General features: G+C 69.8%; 18 protein-coding genes. 14 read left to right on the top strand and 4 right to left on the bottom strand.

Annotation, left to right across the window (positions count from 1 at the left end):
• Positions 1-139 precede the first annotated feature (139 nt).
• Positions 140-1,561, top strand: coding sequence for a M23 family metallopeptidase (locus tag FBY40_RS01470; RefSeq protein WP_200830022.1), 1,422 nt, complete (start codon positions 140-142; stop codon positions 1,559-1,561).
• Positions 1,562-1,586: 25 nt separating this feature from the next.
• On the opposite strand, the gene FBY40_RS01465 is transcribed toward FBY40_RS01470, so the two are convergent.
• The 3 genes from FBY40_RS01465 to FBY40_RS01455 form a co-directional block, all read right to left on the bottom strand.
• Positions 1,587-2,918, bottom strand: coding sequence for a DUF2254 domain-containing protein (locus FBY40_RS01465; RefSeq protein WP_160141325.1), 1,332 nt, complete (start codon positions 2,916-2,918; stop codon positions 1,587-1,589).
• Positions 2,919-2,932: 14 nt separating this feature from the next.
• Entirely contained in the window at positions 2,933-3,469 is a 537-nt protein-coding gene (gene ppa, locus FBY40_RS01460) for an inorganic diphosphatase (RefSeq protein ID WP_141935837.1), read from the bottom strand.
• Between the two features lie 62 nt (positions 3,470-3,531).
• Positions 3,532-3,726: a hypothetical protein gene (locus FBY40_RS01455; protein WP_141935835.1), complete on the bottom strand. Its 195-nt coding sequence runs from the start codon at positions 3,724-3,726 to the stop codon at positions 3,532-3,534.
• Between the two features lie 69 nt (positions 3,727-3,795).
• On the opposite strand from FBY40_RS01455, the gene tilS reads away from it, so the two are divergent.
• Both tilS and hpt read left to right on the top strand, forming a co-directional pair.
• A complete protein-coding gene (gene tilS, locus FBY40_RS01450) occupies positions 3,796-4,788 on the top strand; it encodes a tRNA lysidine(34) synthetase TilS (RefSeq protein ID WP_141935832.1) in 993 nt (330 codons plus the stop codon).
• 56 nt (positions 4,789-4,844) lie between these two features.
• Positions 4,845-5,396, top strand: coding sequence for a hypoxanthine phosphoribosyltransferase (gene hpt, locus FBY40_RS01445; RefSeq protein ID WP_141935830.1), 552 nt, complete (start codon positions 4,845-4,847; stop codon positions 5,394-5,396).
• Between the two features lie 4 nt (positions 5,397-5,400).
• On the opposite strand, the gene FBY40_RS01440 is transcribed toward hpt, so the two are convergent.
• Positions 5,401-6,075: an HD domain-containing protein gene (locus FBY40_RS01440; RefSeq protein ID WP_141935829.1), complete on the bottom strand. Its 675-nt coding sequence runs from the start codon at positions 6,073-6,075 to the stop codon at positions 5,401-5,403.
• 76 nt (positions 6,076-6,151) lie between these two features.
• Between FBY40_RS01440 and FBY40_RS01435 the strand changes: the two genes are divergently transcribed.
• From FBY40_RS01435 to ftsH, 11 genes are all read left to right on the top strand, one after another.
• Positions 6,152-6,961, top strand: a complete 810-nt coding sequence (locus tag FBY40_RS01435) for an IclR family transcriptional regulator (RefSeq protein ID WP_235014418.1) — start codon at positions 6,152-6,154, stop codon at positions 6,959-6,961.
• Positions 6,962-7,088: 127 nt separating this feature from the next.
• Entirely contained in the window at positions 7,089-8,369 is a 1,281-nt protein-coding gene (locus tag FBY40_RS01430) for a cytochrome P450 (RefSeq protein WP_141935827.1), read from the top strand.
• Complete coding sequence (locus tag FBY40_RS01425; protein ID WP_141935825.1) at positions 8,366-9,445, top strand: PEP/pyruvate-binding domain-containing protein; 1,080 nt, start codon at positions 8,366-8,368, stop codon at positions 9,443-9,445. The genes FBY40_RS01430 and FBY40_RS01425 overlap by 4 nt, the downstream gene beginning before the upstream one ends.
• A gap of 60 nt (positions 9,446-9,505) precedes the next feature.
• Positions 9,506-10,807, top strand: coding sequence for a hypothetical protein (locus tag FBY40_RS01420; protein ID WP_235014416.1), 1,302 nt, complete (start codon positions 9,506-9,508; stop codon positions 10,805-10,807).
• Positions 10,756-11,343, top strand: a complete 588-nt coding sequence (locus FBY40_RS17480) for a PEP-utilizing enzyme (protein WP_235014414.1) — start codon at positions 10,756-10,758, stop codon at positions 11,341-11,343. Before FBY40_RS01420 ends, FBY40_RS17480 begins: the two co-directional genes overlap by 52 nt.
• A gap of 8 nt (positions 11,344-11,351) precedes the next feature.
• Positions 11,352-12,110 (top strand): SDR family NAD(P)-dependent oxidoreductase, encoded by a 759-nt coding sequence (locus tag FBY40_RS01415; protein WP_141935824.1) that lies wholly within the window; start codon positions 11,352-11,354, stop codon positions 12,108-12,110.
• A 9-nt stretch (positions 12,111-12,119) separates the two neighbouring features.
• Positions 12,120-12,440, top strand: a complete 321-nt coding sequence (locus FBY40_RS01410) for a 2Fe-2S iron-sulfur cluster-binding protein (RefSeq protein ID WP_141935823.1) — start codon at positions 12,120-12,122, stop codon at positions 12,438-12,440.
• A 9-nt stretch (positions 12,441-12,449) separates the two neighbouring features.
• On the top strand, positions 12,450-13,736 hold the full coding sequence (locus tag FBY40_RS01405; protein ID WP_141935821.1) for an NAD(P)/FAD-dependent oxidoreductase: 1,287 nt from the start codon (positions 12,450-12,452) through the stop codon (positions 13,734-13,736).
• 9 nt (positions 13,737-13,745) lie between these two features.
• Complete coding sequence (locus FBY40_RS01400) at positions 13,746-14,390, top strand: HD domain-containing protein (protein ID WP_141935819.1); 645 nt, start codon at positions 13,746-13,748, stop codon at positions 14,388-14,390.
• The gene (locus FBY40_RS01395; protein WP_141935817.1) at positions 14,387-15,898 is read left to right on the top strand and encodes an aldehyde dehydrogenase family protein; all 1,512 of its coding nucleotides are present in this window, start codon (positions 14,387-14,389) and stop codon (positions 15,896-15,898) included. Before FBY40_RS01400 ends, FBY40_RS01395 begins: the two co-directional genes overlap by 4 nt.
• Before the next feature lie 135 nt (positions 15,899-16,033).
• Positions 16,034-18,040 (top strand): ATP-dependent zinc metalloprotease FtsH, encoded by a 2,007-nt coding sequence (ftsH, locus tag FBY40_RS01390; protein WP_141935816.1) that lies wholly within the window; start codon positions 16,034-16,036, stop codon positions 18,038-18,040.
• The last annotated feature ends 7 nt before the right edge of the window (positions 18,041-18,047 follow it).

The raw sequence follows: 18,047 nt of genomic DNA, 5'->3' as shown, positions 1-18,047 counted from the left end.
GACACTGGGCGGACGGTCGCACCGGAATCGAGGAGCACGATTCCGGTGATCACCGTTGCGATTGTGACTGATGTTGCTAATGTGATGCACGTCTACTTCTGCCTGTGTGCGAAGGAGAGGGCCTGTGGACTCCGACGCGATGCATGACGACTGCGGCTGTGCGCCCACGGCGCGCGAGAAGGCGATGCTCTGGCCCGACCTCAGTCGTCGCGGCCTCCTCGGTCTCGGAATCGTCGGCCTCGCTGCGGCGAGCGCGTTGGCGGGTCCGACCCTCGCTCCGGCCTTCGCCGTCGACTACCCGACATGGGACGACGTCGAGCGCGCCAAGCAGAACGAGGGTGCCAAGGCCGCCGAGATCACCCGCATCGAAGGCCTCATCGCCGGTCTCGCCGCGGATGTCGCCGCCAAGCAGGCCGAAGCGGTCCGGGCCGGCGACGAGTACTACGAGGCGCAGCAGGCCTTCTTCGAGGCCGCCTACCGCGCTGACGAACTGCAGCGACAGGCGGACGAGCAGGCCGTGAAGGCCACGGATGCGGCCAACAAGGCCGGCCGCGTCGCCGCCGAGCTCTACCGGAACGGCGGAGACGACACCTCGCTCGAGCTGTTCTTCGCCGGCTCCGCCGCCACGGCCGATGACCTGCTCGCCAAGCTCGGCACGATGGACAAGCTCGTCGAGCGCAACCGTGGGGCCTACGCCGAGGCGATCACCGCTCGCGACTCAGCGCAGAGTCTCAGCGACCAGGCTGCCGTGCAGCGCGCAGAGCGCGACCGCCTGCAGAAAGAGGCGGAGCAGAAGATGGTGGCCGCGCAGGAGGCGGCCGCCGCCGCTGAGGCGGCACTCGCTGCGCAGCAGACGCACCGCGTCGAGCTCGAGGCCCAGCTGGCGGCCCTCCGCGACACGACCGCCAAGACGATCGCCGACTACCAGGCCGGCGTCGAGGCCCGTCGCAAGGCCGAAGAAGAGCGCCGACGCCGCGAAGAGGAAGAGGCCCGCGCCCGCGCGGCCGAGGCTGCCCGCCTCGCTGAGGAGGAGCGCAAGCGTCGCGAAGCCCAGCAGAACAGCGGCGGTGGCGGTGGCGGCGGTGGCGGCGGTGGAGGCGGAGGCGGAGGCGGAGGCGGCAGCGGAGGAAACGGCGGCGGCGTCGTCGGAACCGGCTGGGCTCGTCCCTCGTCCGGCTGGCGGTCCTCCGGGTACGGCGCGCGAGCATCCCAATGCGGATCCCAGGGATGCTCGAGCTCCTTCCACTACGGTGTCGACCTTGCCGCCGGATGTGGCGCGGGCATCTTCGCCGCATCCGCTGGGCGCGTCACGTACTCCGGCTGGAACGGCGGCTACGGCAACTTCATCCGCATCGACCACGGCGGTGGCATCGCTACCGGATACGCGCATCTGAGTTCGATTTACGTCGGTTACGGCCAGTGGGTCAATGCCGGCCAGCTCATCGGCGCCGAGGGCAACACCGGGCGATCGTTCGGCTGCCACCTCCACTTCGAGTGCTACGTCAACGGTGCCACGGTGAACCCCATCTATTTCATGGCAGATCGCGGTATCGGCGTCTGACACACCCAGGCGCCTGACCTGGGGGTCAGCCCAGGGTCGTCCGCACCTCGTCTGCGACGTGCCGGGCAGCCCGGATGTCGGTGTCGTCGGCGGCGTGCGTGTCGATCGCGCGCAGCGTGCGCGCGAGCTCTGATCGCAAGACCTCCCGCTGGCCCTGATCCACGGTTCGACGGCCGACCTCGCCATAGGCGCGCAGCAGACGGCCGCTGACGAGCGGGTCTCCGGCTCCATAGTGTCGGACGCGACCGAGGCTCAACGCGACGAGCGATTCGAACGAAGGCTGTGCGGGGACGAGACGCGCGGTGCCTTCGTCATCCGTGAAGGATGCCGGCAAAGGACCACGGGCGGCGATGTCGGCGAGCAGGTCGGCCAGATGCCCCACCGCGTACTCAGCCGTCGTCGGGTCGTTGACTCCGGGGGACAGGGCCTTCATCGCGACGTCGGTGATCTGACGGAGACCGAAGCTCACATCCTGCGAGGGAGTGGGCTCGTACGACAGGCTGAACTGATCGCGAAGACGAGAGTCGAGGCCGGCGTCGGCACGCGTCGGTTCGCCCGAGCGCGGCCACCACCGGAGCAACGGCGATCCGGTGACCACATTCGTGCCCGTGGGCGAGATCTCCTCGACGACGACGTCGTGCTCGCGGGCGATCTCCACCAGCCTGGATCGGTCGACCTCGGTGAGGAACCCGGAGGACTCCGAGCGAACCTCCCGTGCCTCCTGCGGCGAGCGGGGGGCGACGGCAGCCGGGCGCCCCGGCGCCGCATCCCACACCATCCCGATCGTGCGCGACGCTTCCCGATGGGCGTCGCGCATCATCGTCTCGAGCCGGAGCTGCCGCGCCAGATGCCCGAGGAAGAAGGTCAGCATCACCACGCTGGTGAGCGTGAGGACGGATGCCACGGTGACCGCGATCCGAGGGACGAAGGCCCCCGCATCTCCCGTGGCATCCTCCACCGTGCGCAGTACCGTCAACGAGTAGGCGAAGGTGCCGATGAAGATGGCGAGGGTCGCATGCACCATCCGGTCGGCGGCGAACATGCGCAGGAGGCGCGGCGACCCCTGACTGCTCGCGAGCTGCAGGGCGACGACGGTCAGCGAGAACGTCAGTGACGTGACGGTGATGACCGACCCGGCGATCGCCGAGAGCACGGCGCGTGCCGCATCGACCCCGCCCCCGAACAGCAGCGCGGTGAAGGTGGCCGGCAGGTCCTGGTCGATCGCACGATCGATCTCGGGCAGGACGACGCCGAGGAGGACGGCGAGAACGGTCGCGGCGAGGGGGATCGGCCACAACCGCGAGGCGATGGCTTCGGAGAGCGCGGCGGCGCGTGGCCCGAACCCGTTCCGCGCCACCGTCGCCCCCGTCCTCAGTCCAGCGTGTTCGGCGACTCGCCCTCACCCTGGGTGCGGGTCTCGCCCTCGTGCTCTTCGAAGCGCACGAAGGCCTCACTCACCAGGCGCTCGGCCTCGGCGGCATTCGCCCACTGGTCGACCGTGACCCACTTGTTCGGCTCGAGGTCCTTGTAGTGCTCGAAGAAGTGCCCGATCTCGTTCTTGGTGTACTCGGGGATGTCGTCGACGTCCTGGATGTGCGCCCAGCGCGGGTCTTTCGCGAGCACCGCGACGACCTTGTCGTCGCCGCCGGCCTCATCGACCATCTTCAGCACGCCGACGGGGCGGACCTTCGCGAGGATGCCGGGCATGAGGTCCTGGTCGAGCAGCACCAGCACGTCGAGCGGGTCGCCGTCTTCGCCGAGGGTGTTCTCGAAGAACCCGTAGTTGGTCGGGTACCCCATCGGGGTGAAGAGGATGCGGTCGAGGAAGACCCGTCCGGTGCCGTGGTCGACCTCGTACTTGATCTTGCTGTTGCGCGGGATCTCGATGACGGCGTCGTATGCGCCCATGCCTGTGCTCCTTCAGAACGGTGGGTGGCCGGCGACCAGCCTAGTCGCGGCACCCTCTGCGCTCAGGATCGTCGCAGCTGCACGATCGAGACGACGGCGATGGCGAGGCCGGCGATGATCATGACCCACCCGAGCACCGGTCCGCCGTTGGTGAGGAGCGCGGCGACGCCGACGATGGCGAAGAGCAGCGAGACGACGAAGCCGATGATCATGTACAGCCGGTAACGGGTGCGACCCATCTCGGATTCGGATTCCATGGCCACAACGTAGAGCCCCGCGTGCGCGCTGTCGACGGTCGCCACGCCGTCGATGGGTAGCGTGGAGGCGTGACGCTGCGACCCTCGCTCGACCCGGCGGTGGCCGCGGTGCGGCTCGCCGTACGCAAAAGCCTCGAGGTGGTGACCGACGGTCATTCTGTGATCATCGGTCTCTCCGGCGGCGCCGACTCGCTCGCCCTCACCGCTGCGACGGTCTTCGAGGCCGCACGGCGCGGGATCAGGGTGGTCGCGATCACGGTCGACCACGGTCTCCAGCACAGGTCGGAGGATGCCGCGGATGCGGCCCGACGCGCCGCAGAGGCCTCGGGTGCCACGGCCCGGGTGGTGCGGGTGGAGGTGGGGGCCACCGGCGGGCCGGAGGCCGCGGCGCGCGATGCGCGCTACGCGGCGCTCCGGGCGGCCGCTCGCGAGGAGGCCGCCACGGCGATCCTCATCGGCCACACCCTCGACGACCAGGCCGAGACGGTGCTGCTCGGGCTCGCCCGCGGCTCGGGCGCGGCGAGCCTGCAGGGCATGGCCGCGGCATCCGATCTCGAGGGCGTGCCGCTGCTGCGGCCCCTCCTGGCTCTGCGGCGCGAGACCACCCGGGCGGCGTGCGCGGCGCTCCGGTTGGTGCCGTGGGACGACCCGCACAACGCCGATCCGCGCTTCGCGCGCGTGCGGGTGCGGGAGCGGGTGCTGCCAGTGCTCGAGGCCGAGCTCGGCCCGGGTATCGCCGAGGCGCTCGCGCGCACCGCCGAACAGCTGCGCGAGGACGCGGAGGCCTTCGACGAGATGATCGACGAGACGATCGAAGACATCGTCGAGCACGCCGAGGCCGGCATCGCGGTGTCGGTCGCGGCCCTCGCCGCCAACCCACCGGCGCTCCGGCACCGCATCATCCGCCACGTCGTGGCCGCCGAGTTCGGTGCGAGCCTCACCCGCGTGCAGACACTCGAGGTCGCGCGCCTGGTCACCGACTGGTCGGGGCAGGGACCCATCGACCTCCCCGCGTGCCGCGCCGCGCGCGTCGGTGGTCGCGTGGTCTTCACCGCACGCTGACCGATCAGTCCTCCCGCCGCTCGGGCGTTCACACACGGCGACGTAAGCTGGAGGGCATGCGCGCGGCTGACATCGAAGGCGACATCACCCGGGTTCTCGTCACCGAGGAGGAGATCCGCATCAAGCTCGATGAGATCGCGGCGCAGGTCGCCGTGGATTACGCGGGCAAAGACGTGGTCCTCGTCGGGGTGCTCAAGGGCGCGATCATGGTGATGGCGGACTTCTCCCGCGCTCTGCCGGTGTCGTATCCGATGGACTGGATGGCGGTGTCGTCCTACGGCGCCGGAACCCGCTCCAGCGGCGTGGTGCAGATCCGGAAGGACCTCGACACCGACCTGCACGACAAGCACGTGCTGATCGTCGAGGACATCATCGATTCCGGCCTGACGCTCCGCTGGCTGCTGGACAACTTCGCGTCCCGCGGGGTCGCCTCCGTGGAGGTCTTCGCGCTCTTCCGCAAGCCGGACGCCGCGAAGGTGCACGTGGACTGCAAGTACGTCGGATTCGACATCCCGAATGACTTCGTCATCGGATACGGTCTCGACTTCGCGGAGAAGTATCGCAACCTGCGCGATGTCGCGGTGCTCGCACCGCACGTGTACGCCTGACGCGCTACGCCAAGCCCTTGCGCTGGGGCGCGAGGTCCATCGACGCCACGGCGATCAGCGCGCCGGCCATCGCCCGGCCGGCATCGGTGTGAAGGCTCGACTCGACGCGGCTCGCGCAGAGTCGCAGAGCCTCGTCGCGGTCGAGGCCGAACCAGCCGCAGACGACGGTCAGTCCGTGCGGGGTCACCCGCCAGATCTTGTCGGCGTCCTTGACGATCGCGTCCTCGACCGAGAGCGCCTCCAGCCGGGAATCGTGGCCGTCGATGATGTCGGTCACGCGTCCGACGACGGTCTCGGGGCGACCGAGCCCGGTCAGTGCCTCCCGCGCGATGCGCGCACCCTCGATCTCGTGGTGCCGCACGAGATCTGGGCGACCGCCGCCGGGCGCGATCGCCTCGAGGATCTCGTCGTCGGGGACGGTCGACCACCCGGTGTCGTGGAGCAGGATCGCGGGGCGGACGATCGCGGGGTCGGCCTCCGGAAGGCGTCGCAGCAGCGCCCGGGCGATCGCGTACGCGTACAGCGAGTGCGAGTCGTTGTTGCGAACGCGCAGGTGGGGCGCGGCGCGCATCCACACCTCGTCGTCCTCCGGAGGGAGGGTCACAAGCCCCGGCACCTCGTGCGCGTCGGGGAGGTGGCGACGGACGTCTCGGCCGTAGCGCGTGCTCGAACCTGGCATGCGCCGAGGGTCTCACCGAGAGGCGCCGCGGGGAACTAAGCTTCCACTGACCGGAAACGGATGCGAGGAGGCGGCCGTGGCGGGAAGAGTCTCGATGCCGGGGCAGACGGTGACGGGCCGGGTGCTGTCGATCCTCGCGGTCTTCGAGAAGAGCCTCGCGCCCCGGAGCCTCAGCGAGATCAGCGCCGAGACGGGGCTCCCGCTCAGCACGACCCATCGCCTCCTCGCCGAGCTCGAGGCGTGGGAGGCGTTGCAGCGGGATGATCAGGGCCGCTACCAGATCGGGATCCGGCTGTGGGAGCTCGGGCAGCACGCCGGCCGCCAAGTCCGCGACATCGCGCGGCCGCTCCTGCAGGACCTCTACAGCCTGACCCAGGAGACCGTTCACATCGCCATCCGCGAAGACACCGACGCGCTGTACATCGATCGCGTTTACGGCACGCGGCGGGTGCCGCAGGCATCCCGGGTGGGTGGCCGCCTCCCGCTGCACGCGACGGCGGTGGGCAAGGTGCTCCTGGCCTTCGAGGAATCGTGGGTGCGCGACGCCGTGCTCGCTCAACCTCTGGAGAGCCGCACCAGTCAGACGCACGTCGACCCCGACGCGCTGCGGGCGGAGCTGACGAGGATCCGCGAGCGCGGTTTCGCACTCGCTTTGAATGAGGCACGTCTGGGAGCGTCATCGATCGCCGTGCCGATCTTCCAGCGGGAGGGCGGCATCGGCGCCGCCCTGGGGCTGGTGGCGCCGGCGGAGGATGCCGGGGCGCTCGAACGTCACCTGCCGGCGATGCGAGGAATCTCCCGCCGCATCGAGGCCAGCGTCGGCCCCTTCCCGCTCCGCACTCTCCGGCCCTCGGCGCGGGTGAGGGCCAGCGGCCCGCCGGGCTGAGGACTGGGAAGTCACTTCCGTCCAGTGGAAGTTCTGGCGCAGGTCCGCGGCATCCGGGGTTTGAATGATCCCAGTTCCGGTGCCTGATGACGAAGCCGTCACGGCACCCGCTGACGAAGGAGTGGGCATGGGTCCGACGCCGACCGAACTGACCGAGAGCGACGCCGCATCGACGGCGGTCGGCTGCCCGGTCGATCACCACGGGTACCAGCCCTTCGAGATGGATGATCCGTTCGACGCGTATGCGCGACTGCGCCGAGACGAGCCGGTCATGTACGACGAGCGCATCGGCTACTGGGTCGTGTCGCGATGGGCGGACGTCCGCGCCGTGTTCGAGGACTGGGAGACCTTCTCGAGCGAGAATGCACAGGCGCCGGTGCGTCAGCGCGGTCCGGCGGCGACGAGGATCATGAAGGATGGCGGGTTCACCGCCTACTCGGGGCTGTCGGCGCGTATCCCGCCCGATCACACCCGCATCCGCGCCATCGCACAGCGGGCCTTCACCCCGCGCCGCTTCAAGGCCCTCGAGCCGACCATCCGCGAGAACACCCGAGCTGCCCTCCGCGCGATGCTCGCCTCGGCCGATCACACCGGTGACTTCCTCCGCGACGTCGCCTACGACATCCCGACCGTCACGATCCTGACGCTGCTCGGCGTCGACCCCTCGATGGTGCCGACGTACAAGAGGTGGTCCGATTCGCGGGCGGCGATGACCTGGGGTGACCTCGACGACGATGAGCAGGTGCCGCACGCGCACAACCTCGTCGAGTACTGGCAGGAGTGTCAGCGTCTCGTCGCCGAGGCCCACGAGAAGGGCGGCGATCACCTCATCGCCGACCTCGTCGAGGCGCAGGGCGCCGGGGCCGAGATCACCGACCACGAGATCGCGTCGCTGTGCTACAGCCTGCTCTTCGCCGGTCACGAGACCACCACGACGCTCATCGCGAACTCGATCCGCGTGCTGCTGTCGCACCGCGAGGCGTGGGAGCGCATCGTCGCCGACCCGACCGCCATCCCGGGGGCGATCGACGAGGTGCTCCGCTACAGCGGATCGATCGTCGCATGGCGGCGTCGTGCGCTGGCCGATGCGGAGATCGGGGGCGTAGCCGTTCCGAAGGGAGCCGACATCCTGCTGCTCATGGGATCGGCCAACCGCGACGAAGCCGTCTTCGCGCATCCCGACCAGTTCGACATCACCCGCGACGACGCCCGGAACCACCTGTCGTTCGGGTTCGGCATCCACTACTGCCTGGGCAACATGCTCGCCAAGCTCCAGGACCGCATCGTTCTGGAGGAGACCGCGGCCGCGGTCCCGGGCCTCCGCCTAGCCGGCACGGAGCCGATCCGCTTCCGCGAGAACCTCTCGTTCCGCGTCCCCACGTCCGTCCCCGTCACCTGGGAGGCATGACCATGTCCGAAAGCCTCTTCATCCGCTTCTTCGACGAGCCCGGGCCGGCTGAGCTCGAGGTGCTCGGCGGCAAGTGCGCGTCTCTCGTCGCCCTGACGTCGGCGGGGATGCCGGTGCCCCCCGGCTTCGCCGTCACGACCGATGCCTACACCGCGTTCGTCGAGTCCTCCGGTGTCGCCGACGACATCCACCGCCTGCTCGCGTCGATCGACGCCGACGACGTGGCGAGCATCGATGCCGCCTCGGCCCAGATCCGTGATGAGATCCTCGGGCGCCCGATTCCGGAGCCCATCCGGGAGGAGTTCTCCGCGGCCTACGCGCGGCTGCAGTCGCGCTTCTCGGCCGAGGCGCCGGTGGCCGTGCGCTCGTCGGCGACGGCCGAGGACCTCCCCGACGCGAGCTTCGCCGGCCAGCAGGACACCTACCTGTGGCTCCAGGGCCTCGACGAGGTCGCCGAGCACGTCCGCCGGTGCTGGGCGTCGCTCTACACCAGCCGCGCCATCGTCTACCGGCTCCGCAACGGCATCCCCAACGAGGGGCTGTCGATGGCTGTCGCCGTGCAGAAGATGGTGGACGCCAAGGTGGCCGGTGTGGCCATGACCGTCGATCCCTCCAACGGGGATCGGTCGACGATTGTCATCGATGCGGCATGGGGCCTCGGCGAGCTCGTCGTCTCGGGTCAGGTGACCCCCGACAACCTGCACGTCGACAAGGTCATGCTGACCATCACCGCGGAGCAGCTCGGCGACAAGCACATCGAGCTCGTCCCCGACTCCGCAGCCCGCGGCATCGCCGAGCGGGAGGTCGAGGCGGAGCGCCGCGGCGTGCGGTGCCTCACCGACGGCGAGATCGCTGCGATCGCGGCGATCGCCAAGCGCGCCGAGAAGCATTTCGGTACTCCGCAGGACATCGAGTGGGCGATCGACCGCACACTCCCCGACGGCGAGAACCTCCTCCTGCTGCAGTCCCGCCCCGAGACGGTCTGGTCGGCCAAGCAGGCCGACGCCGCTCCCACCACCTCGGGATTCGGCATCCAGAGCATCACCCAGTCCCTCCTCACCCAGATCGGACGCTGACCGGCCACCGATCCCCCCACCCGAACGCAGAACCCGACACCGCCCATGAAAGGCATCGACATGTCACAGACGACCACTGTCAGCGCGCCCGCGCGCACGTCATTCCCCAGCCCCTACGAGCAGGACGCACCCGCCGGCGCCGAGGGCTGGAAAGACCTCTACGCCTACAACCTCGTCTTCCAGGACAACCGTCGCGACATCGAGGAGCGCAAGTTCTGGTTCTGCGACAGCCAGCACTGGCCCACCGTCACGAAGCCCTTCGAGACGATCGGCTTCGAGTTCGCCGTCGGCTGTCTCGGCCAGTACAACTCGCGCCAGCTCCTGATTCCCACGGCGAACGGCATCGAGTACCGCATCCACAACGGCTACGTGTTCATGTCACCCGTGGCTGTGGACCCCGAGCACATCGAGGCGCGGGTGCCGCAGTTCATGCAGCGTGCGGGCCACTACTTCCAGAACTGGGAGTCGCTGCTGCAGAACTGGCACGGCAAGCTGGAGGACACCATCGCCGAGCTCGAGAGCATCGAGTTCACCGCGCTCCCCGATGCCATCGCCCTCGACGATGTGCTCGCCGGCAAGGGCACTGGGCCCGCGACCGAACTCCTCGGCGACTACGACCGGCTCATCGCGCTGGCCTATCGCGCCTGGCAGTACCACTTCGAATTCCTCAACCTCGGGTACGTCGCCTACCTCGACCTGTTCATGTTCTGCAAGGAGGTCTTCCCGCGCATCCCCGATCAGGCGATCGCGACGATGGTGCAGGGCGTCGACATGGAGCTCTTCCGCCCCGACGACGAACTGAAGAAGCTCGCCAAGATCGCCGTCCGCGACGGCCTGGTCGATCTCTTCGGAGACACCTCCGACGCCGACGCGACGCTCGCCGCGATCTCCGCGCATCCCTCGGGAGCGGCCTGGACCGAGGCGTGGCGCGACGCACAGGACCCGTGGTTCAACTTCACGACCGGCAACGGCTTCTACGCGCACGACGAATACTGGCGGGATGTGCCGGCCATCCCCCTCGGCTTCATCAGGGGCTACATCGACCGGCTCCAGGCCGGGCACGACATCGACCGCCATGTGGCCGATCTGGTCGCCGAGCGCGACCGCATCACGGGGAATACGCCGAGCTGCTGTCGGGCGACGTCCTGGCGACCTTCCAGGGCAAGCTCGGTCTCGCCCGCACCGTCTACCCCTACGTCGAGAACCACAACTTCTACATCGAGCACTGGACGATGGGCGTGTTCTGGCGCAAGGCCCGGCAGCTGTCGCGCGTGCTGCACGAGCAAGGGTTCTGGCCGCAGGCGAACGACATGTTCTACCTGCGCCGCGATGAGGTGCGCGAGGCGCTCTTCGACTACGTGAACGCATGGATGGTCGGGGCTCCGGCGATCGGCCCCGACTACTGGCCGGCCGAGGTCGAGCGGCGCCGCGGCATCGTCGACGCCCTGTCGACCGCGCGTCCGCAGCCGGCGCTGAACACCCCGCCCGAGGTGATCACCGAGCCCTTCACCCTCATGCTCTGGGGCATCACCGACGATCAGATCCAGAACTGGCTCGGCACGGGCGACGTGCCCGACGGCACGCTCAAGGGCATGCCGGCCTCGCCGGGGACGGCGGAGGGCCCCGCCCGGGTCATCTCCAGCGCCGATCAGCTCTCCGAGGTGCAGGAGGGCGAGATCCTCGTCGCGCCGGTCACTGCACCGAGCTGGGGTCCGATCTTCGGCAAGATCCGCGCGACCGTCACCGACATCGGCGGCATGATGAGCCATGCCGCCATCGTCTGCCGCGAATACGGCATGCCCGCAGTCACCGGGACGGGCACCGCCTCCAGCGAGATCCGCACCGGGCAGCGGCTGCGTGTCGACGGCAACTCCGGCACCGTCACCATCCTGGACTGAGGCGCGTCATGGCACAGAGCACCGCGGGGGCGCCCCGCACCGTCATCGTCACCGGAGCGGCCGGAGGGCTCGGGCGTGCTTTCGCCGACGCCTTCGCCCGCCGGGGCGACCTCGTGGTGCTCGCCGACATCGATGAGGACGGCGCCTCCCGGGCAGCCCAGGCCCTCGTCGCGGAGGGATACCGCGCCGTCGGGCGAGGAGTGGATGTGACGGATGCCGCGTCCGCGCGTTCCCTCGCAGCGGCGGCCGTCGCCGAGGGCGGAGGGATCGACGTCGTCGTCAACAACGCCGCGGTCTACGCCGGAATCACGCGGTCCCCCTTCGAGGACATCACCGAGGCGGAGTGGGATCGCGTCATGAACGTCAACCTCAAGGGTCCGTGGCAGGTCACCCGTGCGGCATCCCCCCACCTGGGGGAGGGTGCGCGCGTGGTGAACATCGCCTCGGCGACCGTCTTCAGCGGCTCGGCGCAGTGGGCGCACTACGTCGCGAGCAAAGCGGGTGTCATCGGCCTCACCCGCGTCATGGCGAAGGAACTCGGCGCGCGGGGTGTGACGGTGAACGCCGTCGCACCCGGATTCACCCTCACCGAGGCCAGTCACGCCCTCATCGACGACGCAGAGAGCTACGGCGTGGACCGCGGGTCGATCCGGCGGGCCATCGCCCCCGACGACATCGTCGGCGCCGTGCTGTTCCTCGCCGGTCCCGACGCCGGCTTCGTGACGGGCCAGACGCTCGTCGTCGACGGTGGCCGTCAGTTCATCTAAGGAGAAGAAATGAGCACTGTCGTCTACACCGCCGACGACGGCACCACCACGACCATCGAGGGGCGCCCCGGTGACTCGGTCATGGAGACCGCGGTCCGAAACGGTGTCCCCGGCATCGTCGGGGAATGCGGTGGCAGCCTCTCCTGCGCCACCTGCCACGTGTTCGTCGCCCCCGAGACCGTCGACCTGGTCGGCGGGCCCGGTGACCTCGAGGACGAGATGCTCGACGGCACGGCCGTCGAGCGGCGGGAGAACTCCCGCCTGTCGTGCCAGATCAAGCTCCAGGACGGGTGCGAGTACCACGTCACCACGCCGAGCGAGCAGCTGTAGAGGCGCCTGATGGAGACCACACTCATCGTCGGCGCCTGCCAGGCCGGTGTTCAGCTCGCCGCCACGCTGCGCGATCTCGGCGACAGCGGGGCGATCGTCATGGTCGGGGAGGAGGCGCACCGTCCCTACCAGCGGCCGCCGCTGTCGAAGGGATGGCTCAAAGGCGAGCTCGAGCCCGACGACGTGATCCTGCGCACCCGCCAGTGGTTCGACGATCGCGACATCGAGCTGATCGCCGGCGACAGGGTCGTGACGATCCATCGGGATGACACCGGCGCGGGCGTCGCCCACACCCTGGGCGGCCGGCGCATCCCCTTCACCCGCCTCGCTCTCACGACCGGCGCCTCCGTTCGTCGCCTCACCCTTCCCGGCACCGACTACCGGGGCGTGCATTACCTCCGCGACGCCGACGACGCGATCGCCCTCGGTCCCGCGCTGGCCGAGCCGTCCGCCCAGCGCGTGGTCGTGATCGGCGGGGGGTTCATCGGGCTCGAGGCGGCCGCCGCCGCCCGCCAGCTCGGCAAGGACGTGACGCTCGTCGAAGGAACGGGCCGCCTCATCGGGCGCGTGGTCGCCGAACCGACGAGCGCGTTCTATCTCGCCGCGCACCGACGCCGGGGAACCGAGATCGTCCTCGGCGCCCGGCTCGAACGCATCCTCGGCGTGGACGCCTCCGCCGCCGGACGCCGCGGATCGGTGACGGGGGTCGAGCTCGACGACGGCCGGATCATCCCCGCCGACCTCGTCGTCATCGGGATCGGCGTCCTCCCGCGCGTCGAACTCGCGGTGCAGCTCGGCCTCGAGGTCGACGGCGGAATCGTCGTCGATGCGTCGTGCCTCGCGTCGGACGGACGCACGGTCGCCGCAGGCGACTGCGCCGTCATGCCGAACCCCTATCCCGCGGGCCTGGGCGGCAGAGTCCGGATCGAAAGCGTCAACAACGCCCTCGAGCAGGCGAAGGTCGCCGCCGCGACACTCCTGGGGGAGGATGCCACGTACTCGACCGTGCCCTGGTTCTGGTCCGATCAGGCAGACCTCAAGCTCCAGATCGCGGGGCTCTCGGCGGGGTACGACGCGGTCGTCGTGCGCGGCGACCCCGACACCGAGCGGTTCACCGTGCTGTACTACCGCGACGACCGGCTCATCGCCGCCGACTGCGTCAACCAGCCCGCCGAGTTCCTCGCGATCAAGCAGGCCCTCGCGAAGGGCCAGACCATCCCGCCCGAGGCCGCCGCCGACACGAGCGTGCGCCTGAAGCAATCCTTCGTCGACGCCCCCGTGGCCGTCGCATCCTGAGGTGAGGCCATGACCCTGCAGACCATCCACCCCGTCGACACGTCGCCCATCCACGCCGACGAGCGAGACGGCGACCTCGACCCCGTCTGGCGGGCGGTCGTCGCCGAGTCCCGCACGCGGGCCAACGACATCCATCTGCCGATCTCGTTCGCCTTCGCCGAGCGGCTGTGCGACGCGTACCCCGATGCCGACGCGCTCGTCGTGCGGGTGGCGATCCTGCTGCACGACACCGGCTGGGCCCGCGTCGACGAACGACGCATCCTCGACGAGGGCTTCTCGGGCGACTGGCGGCGGGCCGATGTGCGCTACGAGCACGAACGGCACGGCTGCGACATCGCGCGCGAGGTCCTCCCGCCGCTCGGCTACGATGACGACTTCGTCGAACGGGTGACGGCGATCATCGACGGACACGACACCCGGCCTGTGGCCCACTCGCTCGAGGACAGCCTCGTGCGAGACGCCGATCGCCTGTGGCGGTTCACTCCCGCCGGGATCGCCCTCGCCTCCGGCTGGTTCCGGCTCACGCCCGCTGAGTACTGCCGGCGGCTGCGTGCGGAGATCATCCCCGAGCTGCTGACCGAAGCCGCCGTGCTGATGGCCGAGGCGGAGCTCGGTCGATCGGAGATCCTGCTCAAGACGGAGCAGCTCGCATGACTCTCGCCGCCACCCTCTCGGGTCTCCGCGACGCGCACCGCGCCGCCGCGGCATCCCTTCCTTACACCCGGGTCGAGTCCTTCCGGATCGGAGGGGAGGATGTCGCGGTGCGACGCCGCTCGTCGGCGGTGATCGACCCCGCCACCGGCGAGCAGTGGGGGGCCGTGCCGGTCGCCGAACCCGCCGACGTCGACGCCGCCGTCTCCGCGGCCCGCACCGCGCTCGCCGACTGGGCCGCGACGGCGCCCGCCGCCCGTGCGGCGGCGCTGCAGAGGATGGCGGAAGCCGTCGAGCGGCGCGCCGACGCGCTGGGACTGACCAACACGCTCGAGAACGGCACGCCCGTGTCCGAGAGCTCGGGGGCGGCCGCGAACGCCGCATCGATCCTCCGGGTGTTCGCCTCCCTCGTCGATCACCTCGAGCGCCCCGACGTCCGCCCCTTCCCGGGCGGTGATCGGGAGACGCTCGTGGCGCGTGATCCCATCGGCGTCTGCGCCCTCATCGCACCGTGGAACTTCCCGATCAACCTCGTCGTCATCAAGCTCGCGCCAGCCTTGCTCGCGGGATGCGCGGTCGTCATCAAGCCCGCCAGCCCGACGCCCCTCTCGGTGCGGTTCCTCCTCGACGCGGCCACCGAGGCAGGGATCCCGGCCGGCGTGATCAACCTCGTGACCGGCGACGGGGCGACCGGCGACGCGCTCGTGCGGCATCCGGGCGTCGACAAGGTCGCCTTCACCGGATCCACACCCGTCGGTCGCCGGATCGCCGCCGCCTGCGGGGAGCTGCTGCGTCCGGTGACCCTCGAGCTCGGCGGGAAGTCCTCGGCGATCGTCCTTCCCGACGCCGACCTCGACCTGATGTCGGCCGGGCTCATCCGCAGCTGCCTGCGGAACACCGGCCAGACCTGCTACATCTCCACCCGCATCATCGCCACCCCCGAGCGGTACGACGACGTGGTGGACATGGTCGCCGCCACCGTCGCCGCCGCGCCGGTCGGAGACCCGCTCGACCCCACGACGGTGTTCGGCCCGGTCGCGACGGCGTCGCAGCGCGACAGCGTCGTGGGGCACATCCGCGCGGGGCTCCGCGAGGGTGCGCGCGCGGTCGTGGGCGGAGATGTCGCGGCACCGGTCGACGGCGGCTTCTTCGTCGCGCCGACGGTGTTCGCCGATGTGCGACCGCACCACGCGATCGCGCAGGAGGAGATCTTCGGACCGGTCATCACGATCCTCCCGGCCCGCGACGTCGACGATGCGATCGCGATCGCGAACGGCACGCGCTTCGGGCTCGGGGGCATCGTGTTCGGTCGCGACGAGGACGCTGCGTTCGAGGTCGCCCGCCGCATCGACACCGGCTCGGTCGGCATCAACTTCTTCGCCTCGAACCACTACGCGCCCTTCGGCGGACGCCACGACTCAGGGCTCGGGGTGGAGTACGGGATCGAAGGCCTGGAGGCCTACCTCGTTCCGCAGTCCATCCACCGTGCCCGACCGGGGGGCAGGCCCTGAGATCGGGCATCGATTCAGCCCACGACGAACGCACAGGCCGGGCATAGAGTGCCCGCGTTACCCTGAGTTCACCGTCACCGCGGCTCCCGCCACGCTGACGGCTCGTCGAGGAAGGGATCGGGCCCCGCCCGCACCATGAACCTGAAGAAGATCACCAGGAATCCCCTGTTCTACATCGTGCTGATCGGGATCTTCCTGATCGTGGGCTTCTCGCTGATCTCGAGCCTGGGCGGTGCGAAGCAGATCTCCACGCAGGAGGGTCTGGAACTCCTCGACGGCGGCACGGTGACCGAGGTCCTCAACACCGACGGCGACCAGCGCGTCGACCTCACCCTCGCCGAGCCCTACGAGGGTGCCACCGAGGTGCAGTTCTACTACGTCCAGGCCCGCGCCGAAGAGGTCGTGAACGCCATCAACGCCGCCGACCCCGAGGACGGCTTCAACGACTCGGTGCCGCAGCCGTCGTGGTTCGACGGGTTCCTGTCGCTGATGATCCCGCTGCTGCTGCTGGGTCTGCTGTTCTGGTTCCTGCTCTCCAGCGCGCAGGGCGGCGGCAGCAAGGTCATGCAGTTCGGCAAGTCGCGCGCGAAGCTCGTGACCAAGGAGATGCCGCAGGTCACCTTCGTCGACGTCGCCGGTGCCGATGAGGCCATCGAGGAGATGCAGGAGATCAAGGACTTCCTGAAGGACCCCGCCAAGTTCCAGGCGGTCGGTGCGCGTATCCCGAAGGGCGTGCTGCTGTACGGCCCTCCCGGAACGGGCAAGACGCTCCTGGCCCGCGCCGTCGCAGGTGAGGCGGGCGTTCCCTTCTACTCGATCTCGGGCTCGGACTTCGTCGAGATGTTCGTCGGCGTCGGCGCCAGCCGCGTGCGCGACCTGTTCAACCAGGCCAAGGAGAACGCTCCGGCCATCATCTTCATCGACGAGATCGACGCCGTCGGCCGCCACCGCGGCGCCGGCATGGGCGGCGGGCACGACGAGCGCGAGCAGACCCTGAACCAGATGCTCGTCGAGATGGACGGCTTCGACCCGAAGGCGAACGTCATCGTCATCGCGGCGACGAACCGTCCCGACATCCTCGACCCGGCACTTCTGCGCCCCGGCCGATTCGACCGCCAGATCGGCGTCGACGCGCCCGACCTCAAGGGCCGCCAGAAGATCCTGCAGGTGCACGGTCGTGGCAAGCCCCTCGCCGACAGCGTCGACCTCGAGGTCGTCGCTCGCAAGACCCCGGGCTTCACCGGCGCCGACCTCGCGAACGTGCTGAACGAGGCGGCCCTGCTGACCGCCCGCTCCAACGCCCAGCTGATCGACAATCGCGCGCTCGACGAGGCGATCGACCGCGTCATCGCCGGCCCGCAGCGGCGCACCCGCGTCATGCGCGACAAGGAGAAGCTGATCACCGCGTACCACGAGGGCGGGCACGCCCTGGCTGCCGCGGCGATGAACCACACCGACCCGGTGACGAAGGTCACGATCCTCCCGCGCGGCAAGGCCCTCGGCTACACGATGGTGCTGCCCCTCGACGACAAGTACTCCGTCACCCGCAACGAGCTGCAGGACCAGCTCACCTACGCCATGGGCGGCCGCGTCGCCGAGGAGATCGTCTTCCACGACCCCACCACCGGCGCCTCGAACGACATCGAGAAGGCCACGAGCATCGCCCGCAAGATGGTGACCGAGTACGGGATGACCACTCAGGTCGGCCCGGTCAAGCTCGGCCAATCCTCGGGTGAGGTGTTCATGGGCCGCGACATGGGTCACGGCCGCGACTTCAGCGAGCGCATCGCCGAGCGGGTCGACGCCGAGGTGCGCGCGCTCATCGAGCAGGCGCACAACGAGGCGTACGAGGTCATCAACGCCAACCGCGACGTCCTCGACAAGCTCGCCCTGGCGCTCCTCGAGAAGGAGACGCTGGATCACATCGAACTCGCCGAGATCTTCTCCGACATCAGCAAGCTCCCGCCACGTCCGCAGTGGCTTTCCAGCAGCGACCGGCCCGTGTCGACTCTTCCCCCAGTCGACGTGCCGCGACGCGCGGAGCCCGCGGGCGTGGCGGCTTCTGTCGAAGCCGACGAGCCTGCCGCCGAGAAGGCGCCGCGCCGCCGGCCGAGCGGACAGGCGCGCCCGGCGACCGCGTAGGCTCGGC

This window comes from Microbacterium sp. SLBN-154, from assembly GCF_006715565.1.
Classification (GTDB): domain Bacteria; phylum Actinomycetota; class Actinomycetes; order Actinomycetales; family Microbacteriaceae; genus Microbacterium.
This window is presented reverse-complemented; position numbering and strand designations above follow the sequence as displayed.